Source organism: Polaribacter staleyi (genome assembly GCF_038024045.1).
Lineage (GTDB): Bacteria > Bacteroidota > Bacteroidia > Flavobacteriales > Flavobacteriaceae > Polaribacter > Polaribacter butkevichii.
Genome location: NZ_CP150665.1, coordinates 1,155,690 through 1,175,764, shown reverse-complemented (window position 1 = coordinate 1,175,764; position 20,075 = coordinate 1,155,690). Strand labels below are relative to the sequence as shown.

18 protein-coding genes are annotated in these 20,075 nt (G+C 30.6%); 5 read left to right on the top strand and 13 right to left on the bottom strand.

What is annotated here, in order from left to right:
• The first annotated feature begins 30 nt into the window (after positions 1-30).
• Positions 31-1,455: an ATP-dependent DNA helicase gene (locus WHD07_RS05050; protein WP_105049235.1), complete on the top strand. Its 1,425-nt coding sequence runs from the start codon at positions 31-33 to the stop codon at positions 1,453-1,455.
• On the opposite strand, the gene WHD07_RS05045 is transcribed toward WHD07_RS05050, so the two are convergent.
• Positions 1,452-2,402, bottom strand: coding sequence for a lipid A deacylase LpxR family protein (locus WHD07_RS05045; protein ID WP_343330318.1), 951 nt, complete (start codon positions 2,400-2,402; stop codon positions 1,452-1,454). The two genes, WHD07_RS05050 and WHD07_RS05045, sit on opposite strands and share 4 nt — an antisense overlap.
• A 94-nt stretch (positions 2,403-2,496) precedes the next feature.
• Between WHD07_RS05045 and ppk2 (WHD07_RS05040) the strand changes: the two genes are divergently transcribed.
• The gene (gene ppk2 / locus WHD07_RS05040) at positions 2,497-3,354 is read left to right on the top strand and encodes a polyphosphate kinase 2 (RefSeq protein ID WP_343330317.1); all 858 of its coding nucleotides are present in this window, start codon (positions 2,497-2,499) and stop codon (positions 3,352-3,354) included.
• A 7-nt stretch (positions 3,355-3,361) separates the two neighbouring features.
• Positions 3,362-4,141 carry a polyphosphate kinase 2 gene (gene ppk2, locus WHD07_RS05035; RefSeq protein ID WP_105049232.1) on the top strand — a complete coding sequence of 260 codons (780 nt, stop codon included), beginning with the start codon at positions 3,362-3,364 and terminating at the stop codon, positions 4,139-4,141.
• Here the strand turns inward: ppk2 (WHD07_RS05035) and WHD07_RS05030 are convergent.
• Positions 4,138-4,770: a hypothetical protein gene (locus tag WHD07_RS05030; protein ID WP_343330316.1), complete on the bottom strand. Its 633-nt coding sequence runs from the start codon at positions 4,768-4,770 to the stop codon at positions 4,138-4,140. The genes ppk2 (WHD07_RS05035) and WHD07_RS05030 overlap by 4 nt on opposite strands.
• Before the next feature lie 64 nt (positions 4,771-4,834).
• Between WHD07_RS05030 and WHD07_RS05025 the strand changes: the two genes are divergently transcribed.
• Both WHD07_RS05025 and WHD07_RS05020 read left to right on the top strand, forming a co-directional pair.
• Complete coding sequence (locus tag WHD07_RS05025; protein WP_105049230.1) at positions 4,835-5,380, top strand: Smr/MutS family protein; 546 nt, start codon at positions 4,835-4,837, stop codon at positions 5,378-5,380.
• Positions 5,381-5,395: 15 nt separating this feature from the next.
• Positions 5,396-6,529 (top strand): cysteine desulfurase family protein, encoded by a 1,134-nt coding sequence (locus WHD07_RS05020; RefSeq protein ID WP_343330315.1) that lies wholly within the window; start codon positions 5,396-5,398, stop codon positions 6,527-6,529.
• 71 nt (positions 6,530-6,600) lie between these two features.
• On the opposite strand, the gene WHD07_RS05015 is transcribed toward WHD07_RS05020, so the two are convergent.
• From WHD07_RS05015 to dnaN, 11 genes are all read right to left on the bottom strand, one after another.
• A complete protein-coding gene (locus tag WHD07_RS05015) occupies positions 6,601-8,151 on the bottom strand; it encodes a hypothetical protein (protein ID WP_343330314.1) in 1,551 nt (516 codons plus the stop codon).
• Between the two features lie 9 nt (positions 8,152-8,160).
• Positions 8,161-10,452, bottom strand: a complete 2,292-nt coding sequence (locus tag WHD07_RS05010; protein WP_343330313.1) for an FdhF/YdeP family oxidoreductase — start codon at positions 10,450-10,452, stop codon at positions 8,161-8,163.
• Positions 10,445-11,254, bottom strand: a complete 810-nt coding sequence (fdhD, locus tag WHD07_RS05005) for a formate dehydrogenase accessory sulfurtransferase FdhD (protein WP_343330312.1) — start codon at positions 11,252-11,254, stop codon at positions 10,445-10,447. The genes WHD07_RS05010 and fdhD overlap by 8 nt, the downstream gene beginning before the upstream one ends.
• An 81-nt stretch (positions 11,255-11,335) precedes the next feature.
• Positions 11,336-12,517, bottom strand: coding sequence for a class I SAM-dependent methyltransferase (locus WHD07_RS05000; protein WP_343330311.1), 1,182 nt, complete (start codon positions 12,515-12,517; stop codon positions 11,336-11,338).
• A gap of 6 nt (positions 12,518-12,523) precedes the next feature.
• Complete coding sequence (locus WHD07_RS04995; protein WP_343330310.1) at positions 12,524-13,606, bottom strand: AI-2E family transporter; 1,083 nt, start codon at positions 13,604-13,606, stop codon at positions 12,524-12,526.
• Positions 13,606-14,883, bottom strand: coding sequence for a hypothetical protein (locus WHD07_RS04990; protein ID WP_343330309.1), 1,278 nt, complete (start codon positions 14,881-14,883; stop codon positions 13,606-13,608). The genes WHD07_RS04995 and WHD07_RS04990 overlap by 1 nt, the downstream gene beginning before the upstream one ends.
• 88 nt (positions 14,884-14,971) lie before the next feature.
• A complete protein-coding gene (locus tag WHD07_RS04985) occupies positions 14,972-15,862 on the bottom strand; it encodes an RluA family pseudouridine synthase (protein ID WP_343330308.1) in 891 nt (296 codons plus the stop codon).
• Positions 15,862-16,284, bottom strand: coding sequence for a VOC family protein (locus WHD07_RS04980; protein WP_343330307.1), 423 nt, complete (start codon positions 16,282-16,284; stop codon positions 15,862-15,864). Before WHD07_RS04980 ends, WHD07_RS04985 begins: the two co-directional genes overlap by 1 nt.
• Positions 16,285-16,396: 112 nt before the next feature.
• Positions 16,397-18,088 (bottom strand): gamma-glutamyltransferase, encoded by a 1,692-nt coding sequence (gene ggt / locus WHD07_RS04975; RefSeq protein WP_343330306.1) that lies wholly within the window; start codon positions 18,086-18,088, stop codon positions 16,397-16,399.
• Positions 18,085-18,681, bottom strand: a complete 597-nt coding sequence (locus WHD07_RS04970; RefSeq protein WP_422897650.1) for an ACP phosphodiesterase — start codon at positions 18,679-18,681, stop codon at positions 18,085-18,087. The genes ggt and WHD07_RS04970 overlap by 4 nt, the downstream gene beginning before the upstream one ends.
• A 117-nt stretch (positions 18,682-18,798) precedes the next feature.
• Complete coding sequence (gene dnaN / locus WHD07_RS04965) at positions 18,799-19,917, bottom strand: DNA polymerase III subunit beta (protein ID WP_105049218.1); 1,119 nt, start codon at positions 19,915-19,917, stop codon at positions 18,799-18,801.
• Between the last annotated feature and the right edge of the window lie 158 nt (positions 19,918-20,075).

Genomic DNA, 20,075 nt, shown 5'->3' with positions numbered 1-20,075 from the left:
TCAATGTATCTTTGTGGTATTAATTTTTATATGATAAATAAAACAACCGATTTTTACGGAGAATTACTGAAAAAATTTCATTTTACACCTACTTCTAAGCAAGATAAATTATTACGCCTTTTAAGCGATTTTAGTTTTAGTGAGGATACTGATGCTCTCTTTTTATTAAAAGGGTATGCAGGTACAGGAAAAACAACTACCATTAGTGCATTTGTAAATAGTTTAAAAACTATAAATAAAAAAGCAGTTTTATTAGCGCCAACAGGTAGAGCGGCTAAAGTGATTGCTGTTTATTCTAAAAGACCTGCATTTACAATTCATAAAAAAATATATTTCCCTAAAAAACAGGCAAATGGTGGTGTTGGTTTTGTTTTACAGCCCAATAAGCATAGAAATACAATTTTTATTGTAGATGAGGCTTCCATGATTCCTGATAGTAGACAAAATCAACAATTATTTGATTCTGGTTCTTTATTAGACGATTTAATTAGATATGTATATTCTGGTCATCAATGTAAATTGATTTTTATAGGAGATACGGCACAGCTTCCGCCTGTAAAATTAAATATTAGTCCTGCTTTAGAGCAAGATACATTAATGTATGATTTTCATAAAAATGTTACAGAAATAGAATTAGATGAAGTGATGCGTCAGCATGAAGATTCTGGAATTCTTGCAAACGCTACTTTATTACGATTGATGATACAAAACGATACCACTAACTTTAAGTTTGATATTGATTTTCCGGATATTGTAAGATTAGATGATGGTTATGATATAGAAGATGCTTTGGTAACGGCTTATGATAGTGGAGGTATAGAAGATACTGCTTTTATTGTGCGATCTAATAAAAGAGCAAATCAATACAACCAACAAATTAGAATGAATATTCGTGGGCAAGAAAATGAAATTTCTGCGGGTGATTTTATAATGGTGGTTAAAAATAATTATTTCTGGTTAAAAGAAAATTCAACCGCAGGTTTTATTGCCAATGGCGATATTTGTGAAGTATTAAAAATATTTTCTATTAAAGAATTATACGGCTTTAAATTTGCAGAAGTAGAAGTAAGGATGATTGATTATCCAGACATGCAACCTTTCGAAACCGTTTTATTATTAGATACTTTAACTAGTGAATCTCCATCGTTAACTTACGACGAATCCAATAAACTGTATCAAGCGGTAAAAGAAGATTATGCCCACTTAAAATCAAAGTCTAAACAGTTTATGGAAATTAAAAAGAATGTTTTCTTTAATGCTTTGCAAGTAAAGTTTTCGTATGCTATGACCTGCCATAAATCTCAAGGAGGACAATGGAAAACGGTTTTTATAGAGCAGCCTTATTTACCCGAAGGTGTATCTAAAGAATATTTTAGATGGTTGTATACAGCATTAACAAGAGCGCAAGAAAAATTATATTTAATTGGTTTTAAAGACGAATTTTTTAATGATTAACGTATTAAATAATTTATGATAACGCTGCCGTATCTATGACCATACGTAAATCTTAAATCTTTAGACTTACTTGTGTTGTAGTTAAAACTGTAACCAAAATTAAATCGATTAGCAGTAAATTTTAAACCAACTTCAATATCAAAAACAAAAGGCATAATGTTTTTTGTAATTGGGCTTGTTTTGTTTAAAAAACTGCCTTGTAAGGTTGCATCATAAAATGCATAACGTAACATTGGTTTAACAAAGAAAAAACTTTCTATTTCTCTGTAATTACTTGTTTTGTCATCATTTAAATTGGTATTAAATGCTATTGAGTTTGTTAAATTTTGCAGTGGTTTTAAACCAATTCTACTGTAAAAACCAGAGGCAATATTTGTATAAACAGTACCAGCATTTAACGTATTAACCCAAGTAATATCTAAGTTATTATCATTGGTTGTTGCAAGGGTTTTTAAGTATTCTGCATTAAAGTTTAGTGCAAAAGCATTTTTTATTTGATATTGCCAACCTACGGCTTTTTTAAAACCATAAATATCATGTATAAATTCTTGTAATTCCTCGGCATAAGAGTCAGCGCCAATAACACCAATTTGTGCAGAAGTATTAAAAATTTGATTGCTTTTATAGACTCTTTGTATTTTAAAGCCTCCATATAAGTAGCCTGCAAAAGGTCTGTCGTGTTCATTCATGTTTTCAACCGTAGCTTTGTACGGTGTGTACATTTCATGACCAATTTTCCATTCAAAAATTCGCTTTTCTAAAGATTCATTTTTTTTGCTCGAAAGATATCTGTATTCTAAAAAAACTCCACTAGTATAATACCTGTCTCTAGTTGCAGAAACATACAAATCATTGTCTGTTCTAAAACTAATTTCTTTTGAAAATTTTTCTTGTGCAATAATAACAGAGTAGGTAAATAGTGCAAGAACAAAGATGAAATTTTTCATAGATAGCAAATATAAAATAACTTATTTAAAATGATGTTTTTTTTATGGATTTCTAAAAAAAAGTAGTTATTTTTAGACCAAGTAAAAAGAATGAATGGAGACAAAAAAAGGATTAACTGCAGCAGACTTTCAAAGTGCTAAAAATACAGAAGAACTTCTGGCGCTTATAGCGGATAAAAACGAGACTTATAACAAAGTAAAAAAAACACTTCAGTATAATGAAGAGTTAAGATTGCTTCAAATAGAGTTGGTTAAATTACAACGTTGGATATCTAATAACAACAAGCGGGTTGCTATTATTTTTGAAGGTAGAGATGCAGCTGGTAAAGGTGGTAATATTCGTAGATTTATGGAGCATTTAAACCCGCGTTCTAGTAGGTTGGTGGCTTTAAATAAACCTACCGAAATAGAAAAAGGGCAGTGGTATTTTCAACGTTATATAAAAGAATTACCAAACCCAGGAGAAATTGTTTTTTTTGATAGAAGCTGGTATAATAGAGCGGTTGTAGAACCTGTTATGGGGTTTTGTACAGACCAACAATATAAAGAGTTTTTGGTGCAAGTGCCAGAGTTTGAGCACATGATGTACGAAGATGGTGTGGTAATCATTAAATTTTGGCTTTCTATATCTAAAGATGAGCAATTAAAACGTTTTGAAGGCAGAAAAGAAAATCCATTAAAAAGATGGAAATTTAGTCCTGTAGATAAGCAAGGTCAAATTCTTTGGGATAGATACACTCACTACAAAAGAGAAATGTTTTCTAAAACTCATACCTCATACAGCCCTTGGATGATGATTAAAACGAATGATAAAAAAGTAGCAAGATTAGAAGCTATTAGACATGTTTTATCTATGTTTGATTATGATGAAAAAGAAGACTCAAAAACAGTTTTAAACCCAGATCCTAATGTTGTAATGCGTTATTATAGATCTAATACTAATATAGATTAAATTTAATATGGAAATATCACCTAAAAATTTAAAGAAGTTAAATTCTAAAAAAGGCTTATTAGCGTTGTTGTCTAAAGAACCGTTAAATATTGGTAGAGCAATTAGATATGTAGATTATCAACGTAAACTAGAAAAGTTACAAGTAGAGTTAATTCGTTTACAAACTTGGGCAATTAATCAAGAAGAAAGAATAATTGTTGTTTTTGAAGGTAGAGACGCTGCAGGTAAAGGTGGGGCAATTAGAAGGTTAACAGAACGTATTAATCCTCGTCATATGCGTATTGTTGCATTACCAAAACCAACAGAAGACGAGCAAACACAATGGTACTTTCAAAGATATATAGAGCAATTACCAAAAGCTGGTGAAATTGTTTTTTTTGATAGAAGCTGGTACAATAGAGCGGTTATTGAACCCGTAAACGGATTTTGTACTCAAGAAGAGTATCAGATTTTTATGAATCAGGTAAATGATTTTGAAAGAATGATTTTAGAATCTGGAATTCATGTAGTTAAAATTTATATGTCTATTTCTAAAAAAGAACAAGCAAAACGTTTTGAAGACATTAAAAGCAATCCATTAAAACAATGGAAAATGACAAAACTAGATGAAAAAGCACAAGATTTTTGGGATGAATATACCGAGTATAAAAATGCAATGTTCGAAAAAACAAATACTGCAATTTCTCCTTGGAAAATAATTAGAGCAAATAGAAAAACAGAAGCACGCGTAAATGTTATCAATCACATTTTAGATCGTATTCCGTATGATAAAAATTTAAAAGTTTAAAGGAGTGCTTTTTTTACTTCTGCAAAAATAAAATAGATTTCACCTGCAATTTGTTGGTTTGTATTTAGATAAGTTTCTTTCTGTAATGGAGTTCCATCAGAAGGTTTAGGGTCTACAAAGGGTAAGTGAAATCTATAAATAGCTTCTGCTATAAAAGGACATTTTGTATCGGCGTTGTTACAAGTAGTTATTGCTATAAAAGGTTTTTTATTATCTACATGATCATATCTTTTAGAAAAACCTAAAATTGTTTTAGGTGATTCATCAAAAGAAATAAGATACTTTGGGTTTTGATGCGAAAAATCTTCTAAATTAAAAGAAAAACTAGCTTTTTGTAATGTTTTTATGGTGTTTCTATAAAAAGAAGTTACTTCTGTTCCGCCAGAAAAACTATAAATGTTTAGGTCAAAATAATGGGCTGCAAAAAATGCCCAAACTTGTGCTATTTGACTTCTTCTAGAATTGTGTGTGCAAATAAAGTTTAAATTAACAAGACCTTCGCTTTTATATTCTTTAGAAATTGTTTCAGAAATTTCTAACAATAAATTCTTTCTGCCTTCACTTAATGTAATTTTATTGTGAGCATTTGTAAAGAATTTTCTTGTAGAAATAGCTGAAGTCTTAATCATCTTGTTATTTTTGTCTCAAATATACTATCTTAAAAACTGAAAACAAATTAATACAAGGTTAAGAATGTGTTTAGAAATTGGAAATAAAGTGGCGGTTTTAGATGATGTTTTAAAAGGAAAAGTCATCCATATTATGGGTGATGAAATTTCGATTGAAACTAGCGATGGCATGGTTTTTAAGTTCAATTCGTCTGAATTAGTAAGAATTGGAATAGAGCAACATGAACTCTCTAAATTTAGTGATATCAACAATGCACTACTAAAGGATAAAATTGCTCAAAATAAGCCAAAGAAAAGCTTGTTTAAAAAAGAAAAAAAGGAAATAATTTTAGAGGTTGATTTACATATTAGTAAATTAACAAAATCTACAAGAAACATGGATAATTACGACATGTTAAACCTTCAGTTAGATACTGCAAAAAATAAAATTGAGTTTGCTATTTCTAAACGAATTCCTAAAATAGTTTTTATTCATGGAGTTGGTGAAGGAGTTTTAAGGTCAGAGCTTCAACGATTATTAAATAAATATCCGGTTCAATTTTATGATGCTTCCTATAAAAAATACGGTTTAGGAGCAACAGAAGTTTATGTTTTTCAGAACGCTAATTAATTGTAATTTTACAGTATGAAAACGGTTTATTTAGACAACGCAGCTACCACACAAATTGATGAAGAAGTTATAGAGGTAATTTACTCTTCTATGAAGCAAAATTATGGTAATCCATCTTCAATACATCAATTTGGAAGAAAAGCTAAATCGGCAGTAGAAACTGCTAGAAAAAATATTGCAAAACATTTTAATGTAACTGCTAGCGAAATTATTTTTACAGCAGGTGGTACAGAAGCAGATAATTTAATTTTACACAATGCTGTTTTTAATTTAGGAGTGCGAAGAATTGTTACTTCTAAAATAGAGCATCATGCAGTTTTACATACTTGTACTTATTTAAAAGAAGCACATAACCTAGTTGTAGATTATGTTAATGTTGATGAATTTGGAACTGTTGATACAGGGCATTTAGAACAGCTTTTATCAACATCAAAAGAAAAAACATTGGTAAGTTTAATGTTGATCAATAATGAAATTGGTAACATTTTAGAAATAGATGTAATTGCTGATATTTGTAAAAATAATAAGGCTTTATTTCATTCGGATACCGTTCAGTTGATAGGGCATTATCCGCTTGATTTACAAAAAATACCAGTTGATTTTATAGCAGCAAGCGCACATAAATTTCATGGACCAAAAGGAGTTGGTTTTGCTTTTTTTAGAAAAGGATTTGGAATCTTACCAATGTTACATGGTGGCGAACAAGAAATGGGCGCAAGGTCTAGTACAGAAAATGTACATGCTATTTTAGGGATGGAAAAAGCATTAGAAATTGCTGTTTCTAATTTAGAGGAAGATAAAGTTTACATAGAAAATTTAAAAAAGTATTTTATTTTTGAACTACAAAGTATATCCGAAAAGATTCAGTTTAACGGACTTTCATCCGATATAGAAAAAAGTAGTTATGCAATTTTAAATGTGCGTTTTCCTTTTACAAATGATATGTTGTTATTTAGTTTAGATATGGCAGGAATTGCTGTTTCTGGAGGAAGTGCTTGCCAAAGCGGAAGCAATAAAGGCTCTCACGTATTAAGAGCGATTTTAAGTGACGCAGATGCGGATAAAACGTCTATTCGTTTTTCTTTTTCAAAATATACAACAAAAGAACAAATTGATTTTGTTGTAAAATATTTAGAAACTGCTATATAAGTAGAGCGTTTTAATAAAGGTTAACGAATGAATAGGGTTGCTTAAAATATTTTAACCAACCCTATTTTTAATTATTTTAACTTTAAAAATGAGATGTTATACTTTAGTCCTAAATTGATAAAAGGACTACTTAACTCTCCACCTTTTGCTTTTACATAACCAGCGGCAGCTCTAAAGTTTAACGTATTAGAAAGTTTATAATCTAAACCTAAACTTGGTTTTATAATAAAACCTTGGCCTGTGCTAATATTTCCTCCACCTGCTGCACCACCTAAAATTTGTGTAAAAATAGAGGTAGAATTATTAAAGAAAGGCTTTGGTTTTATACCTAAACCAACCAAACCTTCTGCATAAGCACCTGCATTACCAAAGTTTGCAAAAGAGGTTTGTCCTGCAACAAAAAGATGTTTGTTTAAATCTAAATTTATTTGCAAAGAAATTTGATGCATGTGTTCCGTAGGGTCTTCTATCCTCTTAGCATTAAAGTACAGGTCTTGTTTTACAATAACATCAAATCCTTTAAACTTTCCTTTTGTAAAAGAATTGTGGTCTTTTTTTGTACCATTTCGTTCTATGTAGTATTTAATTCCGACTCCAAATGTTGAGGTATAAAAATCTTTATTAGGTGTTAATAAATATCCTTTATTAACGGAAACATAAATATCTTTGAATAACTGCTGTTCTATGGATATATCTGGGTAAAATAAAAAACCACCTTTTGTATCTACACCACCACCACCACCAGCACCAAAACCTAATTTAGCTAAGATATTGGTTCTGTTTTTATTCATTGATAAATGATACCCTCCACCTAAAAAGACGTCCATGTAACCTGCTCTAATACCATCGTAGGCACCATCTACTTTTAAAAATGCAAACCAATTGTCATTAAGGTAAGACGTGAATTCAAAACCAGCTAATTTTATTGTTTTTCCTTTTAAAACTTCTCCAGTAGTAGAATTTGCTTCACTTAAAACTTTTAAATTGTTAAAATGAACCATCAAGGAATTTTGTTTCGGATTTTGATTCCAATTTGTGTTTTCAAAATTATCCAAACCAAATTCTTTTTCTGTATGCTTATAATTTGCATATTCAAAATCTAAAGGAATTTCTAATCCAATATTTAGTTGATGTCCTTTAATTCTTCCACCGTCAAAAAAGTTAACATAACTCCAACCTCCATTTAAAGAGAAGTTTTTAAATTGATACCCTAAATTAGCATGAGGCAAAATGAAAGCGCCACCACCATCGGGAGCACCAGCGCCACCACCACCACCAAAGTGAAAACCTGTATCGATATATAATTTTTTAGAAAAATATTTTTTTAGACCTGCATTAATTCCTAAAGTAAAAAAGCCACCTCTAATGCCAGAAATAGAGCCATAAAGGCCAACACCTGTGTAAAAAGATTCATTTAAAAATAAATTATAATGGATACCCGTAAACCCCATATTTGGTTCATTAAAAGTAGTTCCAATATCTTCTGGAGGCGGCATTTTTATAGAAAGAAAATCTATTTTGGCAAACCCTTTTTGAGTAATTCTTTCAGGAATATTTTCTGTTTGAGAAAATAATGCTTGAAAAGAAATAAGCGTTATTAATAAGAATATAAACTTTTTCATAAGCTAATTTTATCTTTTTTTGATGGTAATAATTACAGTTTTAGAGGTAGGTGTATTGCTAATATCTGCTTTACTTTTTAAAGGCACTAAAACATTTGCTTCTGGAAAATAAGTAGCTGTACATTGTTTAGGAATCTCATAAGGAACTACTAAAAAACCTTTGGCTTCTCTTTCTTCATTATTAAAATGACTTGTTAAATCTACCAAATCTAATTTTTTTAAATGTAATGAATTCATATCATCTGTATTCATAAAGATAATTCTTCTTTCATTTAAAACCCCTCTATATCTGTCATCTAAACCATAAATAGTGGTGTTGTATTGATCATGAGTTCTAATCGTCATCATCATAAATTGGTTATTTTCTAACTCAATTTCAGAAGGTCTATTGATGCTAAAATTAGCCTTTCCTGTTTTTGTAGGGGTAAAATCATTTTCTCTTGCATTGTTTGGCAAGTAAAAACCACCTTTAATTCTTACGCGGGTATTAAAATCATTAAAACCAGGAATGGTTGCTTCAATTTTATCACGAATAAAGTCGTAATTAGAAATTAATTCAGACCAATTGGTTGTTGTATTCTTAATAGTTGCATTGGCAACACCCGCCACAATAGCGGTTTCACTTAATAAGTTTTTAGAACAAGGTTCTAAAGTTCCTTTAGATTGATGTACAACTCCCATAGAATTTTCTACGGATACAAATTGTTCTCCTGTAGCTTGGTAATCTTTTTCTGTTCTTCCTAAACAAGGCAGTATTATTGCTTTTTTACCTGTAATTAAATGACTTCTGTTTAGTTTGGTAGATACTTGCACGGTTAAGCTACAGTTTCTTAGAGCATTTGCCGTAAAAGTAGTATCTGGTGTTGCAGAAATAAAATTACCGCCCATTCCAAAAAATACTTTTGCTTCTTTTTTATGCATGGCTTCTATAGATTCAACCACGTCAAAACCAAATTTTCTTGGTGCTTTAAATTGAAACTCTTTTTCTAAATTGTCTAAAAATGAAGCGGGAGGTCTTTCCCAAATCCCCATGGTTCTGTCTCCCTGTACATTAGAGTGTCCACGAACCGGACAAGTACCTGCTCCTTTTTTACCAATGCTTCCTTTTAGTAATAATATGTTTACAACTTCGCGGATATTATCCACTCCGTTTTTATGTTGCGTTAAGCCCATTGCCCAACAGATAATAATATTTTTATTATTGATAATGAGGGCTGTAGTTTCTTTAATTTTATCTAATGTTAAACCTGTTTGTGGTAATAATTCATCAATAGAATAGGTGTCTAAATTTTTTAATAACTCTTCTAAACCGGCGGTTTTTTCTTCAATAAATTGATGATCGAAAACGCTATTAGGTTCTGCATCTTCCTTTTCTTTCATCAACTTTAAGATGATTTTTAACAAAGCCACATCACCATTTATTTTTACGGGTAAAAACAAATCCGTTAAATCTTGTCCAGCTCCCACCCATTTTAAAGGATTTTGAGGGTCTTTATAATTCATTAAACCTACTTCAGGTAACGGATTTATTGTAATTATTTTTCCGCCTTTCTTTTTTGTTTCACCTAAAGCACTTAACATTCTTGGGTGATTGGTTCCTGGGTTTTGACCAATAACAATAACTAAATCTGCATGATTGAAATCGTCTAAAGTAACAGAACCTTTTCCAATACCTAAAGTTTGAGAAAGTGCAACACCACTAGATTCATGACACATGTTAGAGCAATCTGGTAGATTGTTTGTTCCAAACTGACGTACAAACAACTGATATAAATAAGCTGCTTCATTACTAGTTCTTCCAGAGGTGTAAAAAATAGCTTCATCAGGAGAGTTTAATGAATTTAATTCTTCACCAATTATATTAAAAGCATGCTCCCAAGAAATTTCTTCGTAATGTGTTGCGCCTTCTGGTAAATACATGGGGTGTGTTATTCGTCCGCTTTTACCAATCTCATAATCAGATAATTCAGAGAGTTCTTGTATCGATTTTGTGGTAAAAAAGATTGGAGAAACTTTATTTTTGGTAGCTTCTTCTGCAACTGCTTTTGCACCGTTTTCGCAATATTCTGCTATAAAAGCTCTTTTTTCATCAGGATCTGGCCACGCACAACCTGGGCAATCAAAACCATCTTTCTGGTTTAATTTTGATAATAATTGAATCCCTTTAGAAATACCAACTTCATCTTTTATATGAGTTAAGGCAGAAACAATTGCTTTTACTCCTACTGCTGTTTTAGGAACTTCTGTTAACTGAATTCCTGTAAATTTTTCTGGTGGTTGTTCTTTTATTTTTTTAGACATATGTGGTTTTTCGTTTAACAAATGAGGGGTTGGAATAAATGGTCATTTTTTGTTCTCTGGTAAAGCCTATTAAGCAAATACCAAATTCTTTAGCAAAATCTACAGCCAATGAAGAACAAGCAGAAACAGCTACAATAATTGGTATTTTTGCGATAAATGCTTTGGATACAATTTCGTAAGAAACACGGCCGCTAACAATTAAATAATTTGCTTCGCTTAATTTCTCTTTTATTAATAAATCTCCAATAACTTTATCTACAGCATTGTGCCGTCCAATATCTTCTTTAATGGTTAAAAAATCATTATTTTTATTAAAAAGAGCTGCGGCATGACTTCCTCCAGAATCTTTGAAAGTATGTTGAAATTCGTTCATTTTAAAAAACATTTCATATAAAATATCGCTTGAAAAAGAATTTGTTTGTGCTAATTTTTTTCCATCAATTTTAATGTCTTTTAGTTCTTTTTTGCCGCAAATACCACATGACGAAACAGACAACAAGGTTCTTTTATTTAAGTACCCTTTGCCTAATATATCTTTAGAAATAGTAACGTTTATAATGGTAGGAACTCCGTTTTCTGCTTCTTCAACATTAAAAGTCAACGTTTTTTTACTTTTATAAATATCTTCAGCATAAAGTAAACCTCTTATCAATTCCTTATCATTATCAGGAGTTCTCATCACAACGGTATAAGGTTCTTTATTAATATTTATCTGTAAGGCAGCCTCTACCACCAAAACATCATCAATAAAATTTTGAGTGTTTTGGGTGATTTTTAATGCTTGATAGGTAAGTGTCTGCATGTATATAAGTTGAGCTTTTGCAGCAAATTTAATAAAAATGTAGTCGTTTAGAGTTACTAGTCTCTTATTAACTTACTTTACTTAAATTTGACTTTTAGAACATGAAATACAAATGAGCTTATTTTGTACATCTGTGGTAAAAAATAAATACTTATTTCCACCATCTTTTAAATTGGTTTCCTTTCTTATTTGAGCAACTGTTTTAGGGAAATTTCTTATGGTAATATTGGCTTTATTATCAGTAATTAACTTTTTAATTTTTTTCTTATCATAATTTAAAATTTGCTCAATTTTAAAAATTCTTCCAGGGAAATTGATGATTTCTTTAGAGGTGTATAAGTGTGAATGTTGATGAAGTTTAAAAAGGTTTAATTGCTCTGATATTTCATGAAAACCACCAGATTTTAAAATTGCAGCATTAGGCTCGTACAAATAGGTAAGTGGTTCTGAATAAATTGATGTTACTTCTTCTTTGTACTTAAAATTAAAAGTTTGAATATCTTTTTTACCAATATTTACGGTTTTAATTTTGATAGGATTTTCGTATCCTTTTTCTAATAAAAATAATAACTCTTTTACTTCATTATTTAAGGCAACAATATGAATTTCTTTTACAAATTTTAACTCATTTATGGTGCTTGTAATATCTAAAATAGGCGAATTCTTAATTAGAATTTGATTGGTTTTAGAAAACAAAAAATCAATGTTTTCGGGTACGTTTGGTAAACAATCATTTAATAAAAACACTTTCCCTTTTAGATCATTTCTTCTGGATGGATCTATATAAATACAATCGAAATTATCTTTAGTATTTTTTATAAATTCGATTCCATCACCAGAAAAAGTAGTGATATTTTCTTTTTTTAATTGTTGATAATTGTGCTTTACAATTGTTGATAACTGATGGTTAATTTCACAATGTGTAACCTCTTTAAAGTGGTTAGAAAAATAAAAACAATCTACACCAAAACCGCCTGTAATATCAATAATAGATGTCCCGTTTACTAAAGTTGCTTTATAGTTTGCAGTAATTTCAGATGAGGTTTGCTCAATGCTTATTTTCTCTGGATAGTAAATATTTTTAGTTGTAAACCAAGAATGTAGTTTTTGCTCAGACTTTTGTTTAGCAACAATTTGATTTGCCAGTTCTTGTACCGTAATGTCATCAAAAGGACTTCCTTTTAAAATTAGTTTTGTAATGTCTGATTTTAAATGATCTGTAATAAATTGTTGTACTTCTGGTCTTAAAATGGCTAAATTCAAAAGAAATTATAGGTCTTTGGTTAGTGACTTTACGATTTTGTTTTCGGCTAAAAATTCTTTCAGTATTACTTTTAAAGCTGTGTACATTGGTACTGCAGTGATCATACCTACAATTCCAAATAGTAAACCACCAATAATGATAATTAAAAATATTTCTAAAGGATGCGACTTTGTTGTTTTAGAAAATATTATAGGTTGACTGAAAAAATTATCGACTAATTGCGCAATAAAATAACCAATCATCACGTAAAGTGAGGTTGGTAAAATTTCTGTTTGAAAATCTAATCCAATATTACTTGTCATCGATAAGATAAACATAATAACGGCTGCAATTAAGGGACCTATGTATGGTATTAAGTTTAATAGGGCGCATAAAAAAGCAATAACGATGGCATTCGAAATTCCGAAAATGAATAGAACAATGGTGTAAATAACAAATAAAATAGTAATTTGAAGTATCAAACCGATAAAGTATCTAGATAATAAATCGTTAATGGTTTCTAAGGATTTAGAAAACCGGCCTTCATTTCCTCTAGGTATAATTGCCATGACACCTTTTTCTAGTAATTGGCTGTCTTTCATAAAAAAGAAAGAGATAAATAGCACAGAAAATAACCCAACACTTAAAGTGCCAACAGCACCTAAAATGGCATTTAAAAAATCAGGAATTTCTTTAAAATGAGAAGCGATATCTATATTTTCTAATTCTTTTAAAACATTGATACCTCTAGATGAAAAATAAGAGTTTATTTGGTTAATGATTTCTTGAATGTTTGCTTGTAATTTATCTATATTTAAAAGTGATAAACTTTCTCCTTGTTCAGCAATTAAAGGGATAAACATACCTATTAAACCAGCTAAAAAACCTAACATTAACAGCATTGTAGTAATTACTGCTAGTGTATTGGGGAATTTTAATTTTCTTCTTAAAAATTGAATTAGTGGTCTTGCAATTAAAGATAAAACACCTGCAATAATAATGTAAACAATTACAGATTGTATTGCGTATAAGAAGTAGCCCAAAAGTAAAATACCTACCAGAATAGCTACCGCTCTTAAAATTCCGTTTGCAATTGTTTTCGATTTCATTAATTATATCCTTTTACAGTTCCCATACTTAAAATTCGTCCATTGCCAAAAGTATGGTTTGTTGGTAACAAAGTACCACTTTTTGAGGTTATCCAATCTTGCCAAGTAGCATCAACTCCATCCATTTTCATGCTTGGTACAAACATTTTATAACTTTTAGGAACAAAATTAGAATCTAAAAGCCACAAATAAGAATCACCAGGAGTAGAACCACCAGTGGTATATTTAACTAATAGCGCATCTTTATCATCTACTTTTTGAATGCTTCTTATAATTCCGTTTTCGAATAATTTATGCGGAGCAACCAACCAAAAAGAATCGTTGTTAAAAATATTCCACGCTTTTTTTACAATGGCAGTATCTGTAATTTCTTGTTTTTTATTGTTGATGTAAACCGTGCTTTTTTTGGTGTTTCTTGTGTCTAAATTTACACGAATAGAATCCCAAAAAACGTCTGCAACATTTTTTTCTTTGTCCCATTTAAAAGATCTTTTACCCGCAAAACTCCATTCTAAATATCTAGTGTTTTTATACGCTTTATGTTTTATCGCTTTTAAAATTTTATCAGCTAACTCGTCTGCTTTTTCATTATAAGCTTTTACATCGCCCATGTTTATTTCCATTCCAAAAAGAGACAATGTGTGTTTTGTAGGTAATTTAATTCCAGATGCTGTGTTTTTTAAATCAGACCAAGTGGCAGCAACACCGCCAATAGGAATAATGCTTGTCCACATTTTAAAAGAAGTAGGTAAGTAGTTGTCATCTAAAATCCATAAGTAAGAATCTCCAGGAGTAGAACCGCCAGAAGTGTAGGTAATTAACAGTGCGTCTTTACCTTCATGTTTTACAATACGTCTTTCTGTACCAGGGTCAAAAACTTTGTAAGGAGCAATTAGCCAAAAAGAATCGTTATTAAAAAAGTCTTGTGCTTGTTTAACCAATTCTGGTTTATTAGTAATATTTCCATCAACATATACTTCAGATTTATTAGGAGCATTTGTTTGCAGTGTTACTTTGTAATTTGCCCAAGAAATATGTACAATATTTTCTTGTTTGTACCATCTATAAGAGTGTGCTTCTCTAAAGCTCCACTTTAAAACCTCTGTTTTTTTATAAGCATCAATATTTAATGCATTCAGCATTTTAGTAGCCAATGCATCTGCTTTTTTTCCTTGTTCTCCTTTAGGTAAAGGTTTATTATTTATAAAATAATAGAGTCCACCAGCAACAATTAAAAGCAATAAGATAATTCCAATAAATTTAAAAAGCTTCTTCATTTTTATAAATTAAAAAATCAGAAGCTAAATTAATATTTTTTAAAAGAAGAAACTATTTGTTAGCTTCATAATAATCTATCAATCTGTTTTAAGTTGATAAACCTAGTAGAGGAGGTTGTGAATTTGGAAATATTTTTATAAACTTCTTAGGCAATTCTTTAGTAACTAAAATTTTCCGTTTCGTAAACGGATGTATAAAGTCTAAAGTAGCGGCATGTAAAAACAAGCCTTTTCCGTTTAAAATTTTATTTTCTAAAAAGTATTCTTTATCACCCAAAATAGGATTTCCAACAGCAAATAAATGCTTTCTTAATTGATGTTTTCTTCCTGTTTTTGGTTGTAGTTTTACCAAGTTTAAAAACTCAAAACGTTCTGAAACAACAGTCTCTAAAACTTCAAAATCGGTGTGAGATTTTTTTTCATCAACAGGGAAATTTATAAATCCAGTAGGATTCATTTTACCTATAGCAATGGCGTAATACGTTTTCTGAATTTCTTTATCTTTAAATAATCTTCCTAATTTTGTAATTGCAGCACTTGTTTTTCCTACTAATAAAAGTCCACTTGTAGGATAATCTAAACGGTGAATTGGTTGCGGTTTTACAGCATCAGAAAGAATACTTTTTTTTAGGTTTTGAGACAACCCGTTTGCAATGGTTACAAACTTATTTCCACTAACTAAAATTCCTGCGGGTTTGTATATTATTGCCAAGTAATCATCTTCAAATAGTACCTCTAAATCGAGCTTTAATCTTTCGAATGTAGAAGCGTTTTCAGATTCAAAAAGTGTTATTTTTTCATCACCAGAAATATATTTAGAGGTTGTAGCTAAATTTCCATCAATAAAAACAAGTCCTTTTTTAATCGCTTTCTTAATACCAGATTTAGTAGGAATTGTTTTAAAAATGCCCACAGCGTATTCTTGAAAACGAATTGGTTCTTCTAGTTTAGGAACAATATGAGTTTCTTGTAATTGCATTATTTAGCAAATAATTGATTTATATCTTGAAAAGCTTTAAACTCTAAAGCATTATTTTCTGGATCTTTAAAAAACATGGTTGCTTGTTCTCCAACTTTTCCTTTAAAACGAATACAAGGAGCAATCTCAAATTTTGTATTTAAGGTTTTTAATCGATCCGCTAAAGTATGCCAATCTTTCCAAGTTAATACAACTCCAAAGTGCGGAACCGGAACATCATGACCATCAACAGGGTTTGTAACCGCTTCTGTTGGTTGATATTCTTCTTTTTGGTGAATTACCAATTGATGTCCGAAGAAATTAAAATCTACCCATTGGTCTGTACTTCTTCCTTCTTCACAGTTTAAGATGTCTCTATAGAAAGTTCTGCATTTTTCTAAATTCTGTACAGGTATTGCTAAGTGAAATGGTTGTATTTGCATAAGTTTCAAAGTTTCAAAGTTTCAAAGTTTCAAAGTTGAGATTTCTCAATCGCTTAAAAAAGCTCATTTCGAAATGACATTCGTTATAGTTTTTATTTTTACAAACTACTAACTAAAATCCAGCAGCTTTATCATCTCCTCTATAATCTGCACCACCTTCTAATTGTCCGTTTGGTAATACTAAAATACCTTCTACTTTACCAATAACAGGGGCGTCTTTTTCGTTGATATGATATCCTTTATTTTTTAATTCATCTGTTATTTTTTGATCAAATTGATGAGGTTCCATCATAATAACATCAGGCAACCATTGATGGTGAAAACGAGGTTGATTTATTGCTTCTTGCATGCCCATTTTAAACTCGTGTACATTTAAAATTGTTTGTAAAACAGAGGTAATAATTGTAGAGCCACCAGGAGTTCCAACCACCATCCAAAGGTTACCGTTTTTCTCTACAATTGTAGGAGTCATAGAACTTAACATCCTTTTTTCTGGTGCAATTTCATTTGCTTTAGCACCAATTAATCCAAACATATTTGGCACACCAGGTTTGCTAGAAAAATCGTCCATTTCATTATTTAGAAAGAAACCTAAATCCGAACAATACAATTTAGAGCCATAAGCACCATTTAAAGTGGTGGTTACAGAAACAGCATTTCCAAATTGATCTACAATAGAATAATGTGTTGTTTCATCACTTTCTACCATTTCTATAGTTCCGTGTGCAACATCTGCCGATTTGGTTGCTTTGTCAAAAGAAAAATCATTCATTCTTCCTTTTGTATAATCTTTAGAAATTAAGGTTTCTAAAGGAATCTTTACAAAATCAGGATCCCCTAAAAAGAAACTTCTATCTGCATACGCACGTCTTTCTGCTTCTGTAATAACTTGAATAGCTTTTACAGAATTATGACCATAAGTATCTAAATCGTACGGCTCAATTCCGTTCATAATTTGTGCCAAACAAATTCCCCCACTAGAAGGAGGTGACATTGAAATTATTTTTAAATCATCATATTTAAAAGTAATAGGGGTTCTCCATTTTGCTTCGTATTGAGCCAAATCATCAAGCGTCATAATTCCGCCATTTGCTTGCATAAACTTTACCAAACGTTCTGCCGTTTCGCCTTTGTAAAACTCATCTCTACCGTTTTTAGAAATTCTTTCTAGTGTTTCTGCTAAAGCAGGATATTTTATAACGTCGTTCTCTTTCCAGATACTATCAAAAAGAATTAAAGACTGATTCGCTTTTTTAAATTTAGGTTGATATTCTTTAATTCTAGCTTCTTGTTTTTTAGTGACAATTACGCCACGTTTTGCCAATTCTATCACTGGTTTTAAAATATCTTGTATTGGTAATGTTCCAAATTTTCTATGTGCTTCAAAAACACCTGCAATTGTTCCAGGAATACCAACTGCCATAGAACCTAACGTACTTTTATTAGGAATTACATTTCCATCATCATTTAAATACATGTCTTTTGATGCTGCCAAAGGCGCTTTCTCCCTATAGTCTAAAGCACCAATTTCTCCGTTGTTTTTACGATATACCATAAAACCACCACCACCGAGGTTTCCGGCATAAGGGTAGGCGACGGCTAAAGCTAATTCTGTAGCTGCCATTGCATCAAAGGCATTTCCTCCTTTTTCTAATATAAGTAGACCTGTTTTAGAAGCTTCTTCTCTTGCAGAAACTACCATTGCTTTATTAGCAATTAAACCTACAACTTTCTCTTTGTGAGTTGCAGTTTTACAGTGAATGAATACTAAAGAAAATGCGAATAGTAAAATGATGTTTTTCATAGGTTCGTTTTAATTTCTTTAATTTTTTTGTTAGTATGTGCTATTAAATCTTTAAAAAATAAGGTAAAATCTTCTTGTAATTCTGTTTCTAAAATTCGTAAATCTTCGATGGCTAAATTCATTTGAGATTTGCCTTTTGTTCTCGCGTTCATTCCGTTTAAAACCTTTTCTATCCCTTCTTTATTTTGATAATTGAATAAGATGTTATATTCAATCATATATTTAATAAAGTTTTGAGATTTTACAGGCAATTGATTAGAGATGCTACCAAACAATTTATTGATAGAATCTGTGTAAATAGCTAAAGGAATTTCTGAATAATCTGCCCAATTTTTAGCCAAGAAGTAATCGTAAAAAATGTCGATAATTACACCATCATAATGTCTGTATCGTTCGTGCAAACGACGTTTACTTTTTCTAACAATTTCATGAGCGTCTGTAAACGTATCTATTTCTCTGTGTAAAAAAATACCTTGCTGAATTTCTTTAGAAAAACTTTCGTAATTATTTCCTCTAATATGATCTGCAATAAAATTGCCAATCATAATATTGGTATTGTTTTGTGATAAATATAAATGGGCTAAAAAATTCATGAAAGTAAATGTAAAGAAAAAACCACAATTAATTTTTAATCAATTGTGGTTTTAAATTGTATAGATTCTTGTTTTTACAAGAAAGAGAAATCATTTTAATAAATGACACTAAGTGTATTAACTATTTAACATTACCGGCATTACCAACATTGTAACTTGTTCACCTTCGTCAGTTCCATCAATAGGTGTTAAAATACCTGCTCTGTTTGGTAAAGACATTTCAATTAAAACTTCGTTAGAACTTAAATTGTTTAACATTTCGCTTAAAAAACGAGAGTTAAAACCAATTTGCATATCGTCTCCTTGGTAATCACAACTTAAACGTTCGTCTGCTTTGTTAGAAAAATCTAAATCTTCAGCAGAAATATTTAATTCAGTACCCGCCATTTTTAAACGAATCTGATGTGTTGTTTTACTAGAGAAAATAGAAACACGTCTTACAGAGTTTAAGAAAGAAGCTCTATCTACCGTTAATTTATTTGGATTCTCTTTTGGTATTACTGCTTCGTAATTAGGATATTTCCCATCAATTAAACGACATACTAAAACTACGTTATCAAACGTAAATTTTGCATTTGCGTCATTATATTCAATAGTAACATCTGTTTCAGAACCACCTAAAATTCCTTTTAATAAATTTAAAGGTTTCTTTGGCATAATAAATTCTGCCGTTTGATCTGCAGTAACATCTGTTCTTGTATATTTTACCAATTTATGGGCATCCGTTGCAACAAAAGTTAAACTTTGTGAACTAAACTGAAAAAACACTCCACTCATTACTGGACGTAAATCGTCGTTTCCTGCAGCAAATATTGTTTTAGAAATTGCTGTTCCTAAAATATTTGCAGGTACCACTGTTTTACTTGGTGATGGTAAAGAAACCGCTTTCGGAAACTCATCTCCACCAAAATAAGCCATGTCGTATTTACCTTGGTCAGAACTAATTTCAATAGCGTTGTCACCTTCCGTTTTAAACGTTAAAGGTTGGTCTGGAAACGTTTTTAAGGTATCTAATAATAAACGTGCAGAAACAGCTATAGAACCAGAACTATCGCTTTCTACATCTATTACAGAACTCATGGTTGTTTCTAAATCTGATGCAGAAACTTTTAATTGATTTTCAGATAACTCAAATAAAAAGTTATCTAAAATTGGTAGGGTATTGTTGCTATTTATAACGCCGCCTAAAACTTGTAATTGTTTTAATAATTGCGAACTCGATACAATAAATTTCATTGATTTTCTATCTTTATTAGTATTACAAATATAATCTTATTAACTGATTCTGAAAATTAATTTATTAACAGGTTATGAGCATTTTGTTAATGAAAATTGAAACGTTATAATTATGTTAACAAATTTTAAGAACCCTCATAAAAAACTACATTTGTTTT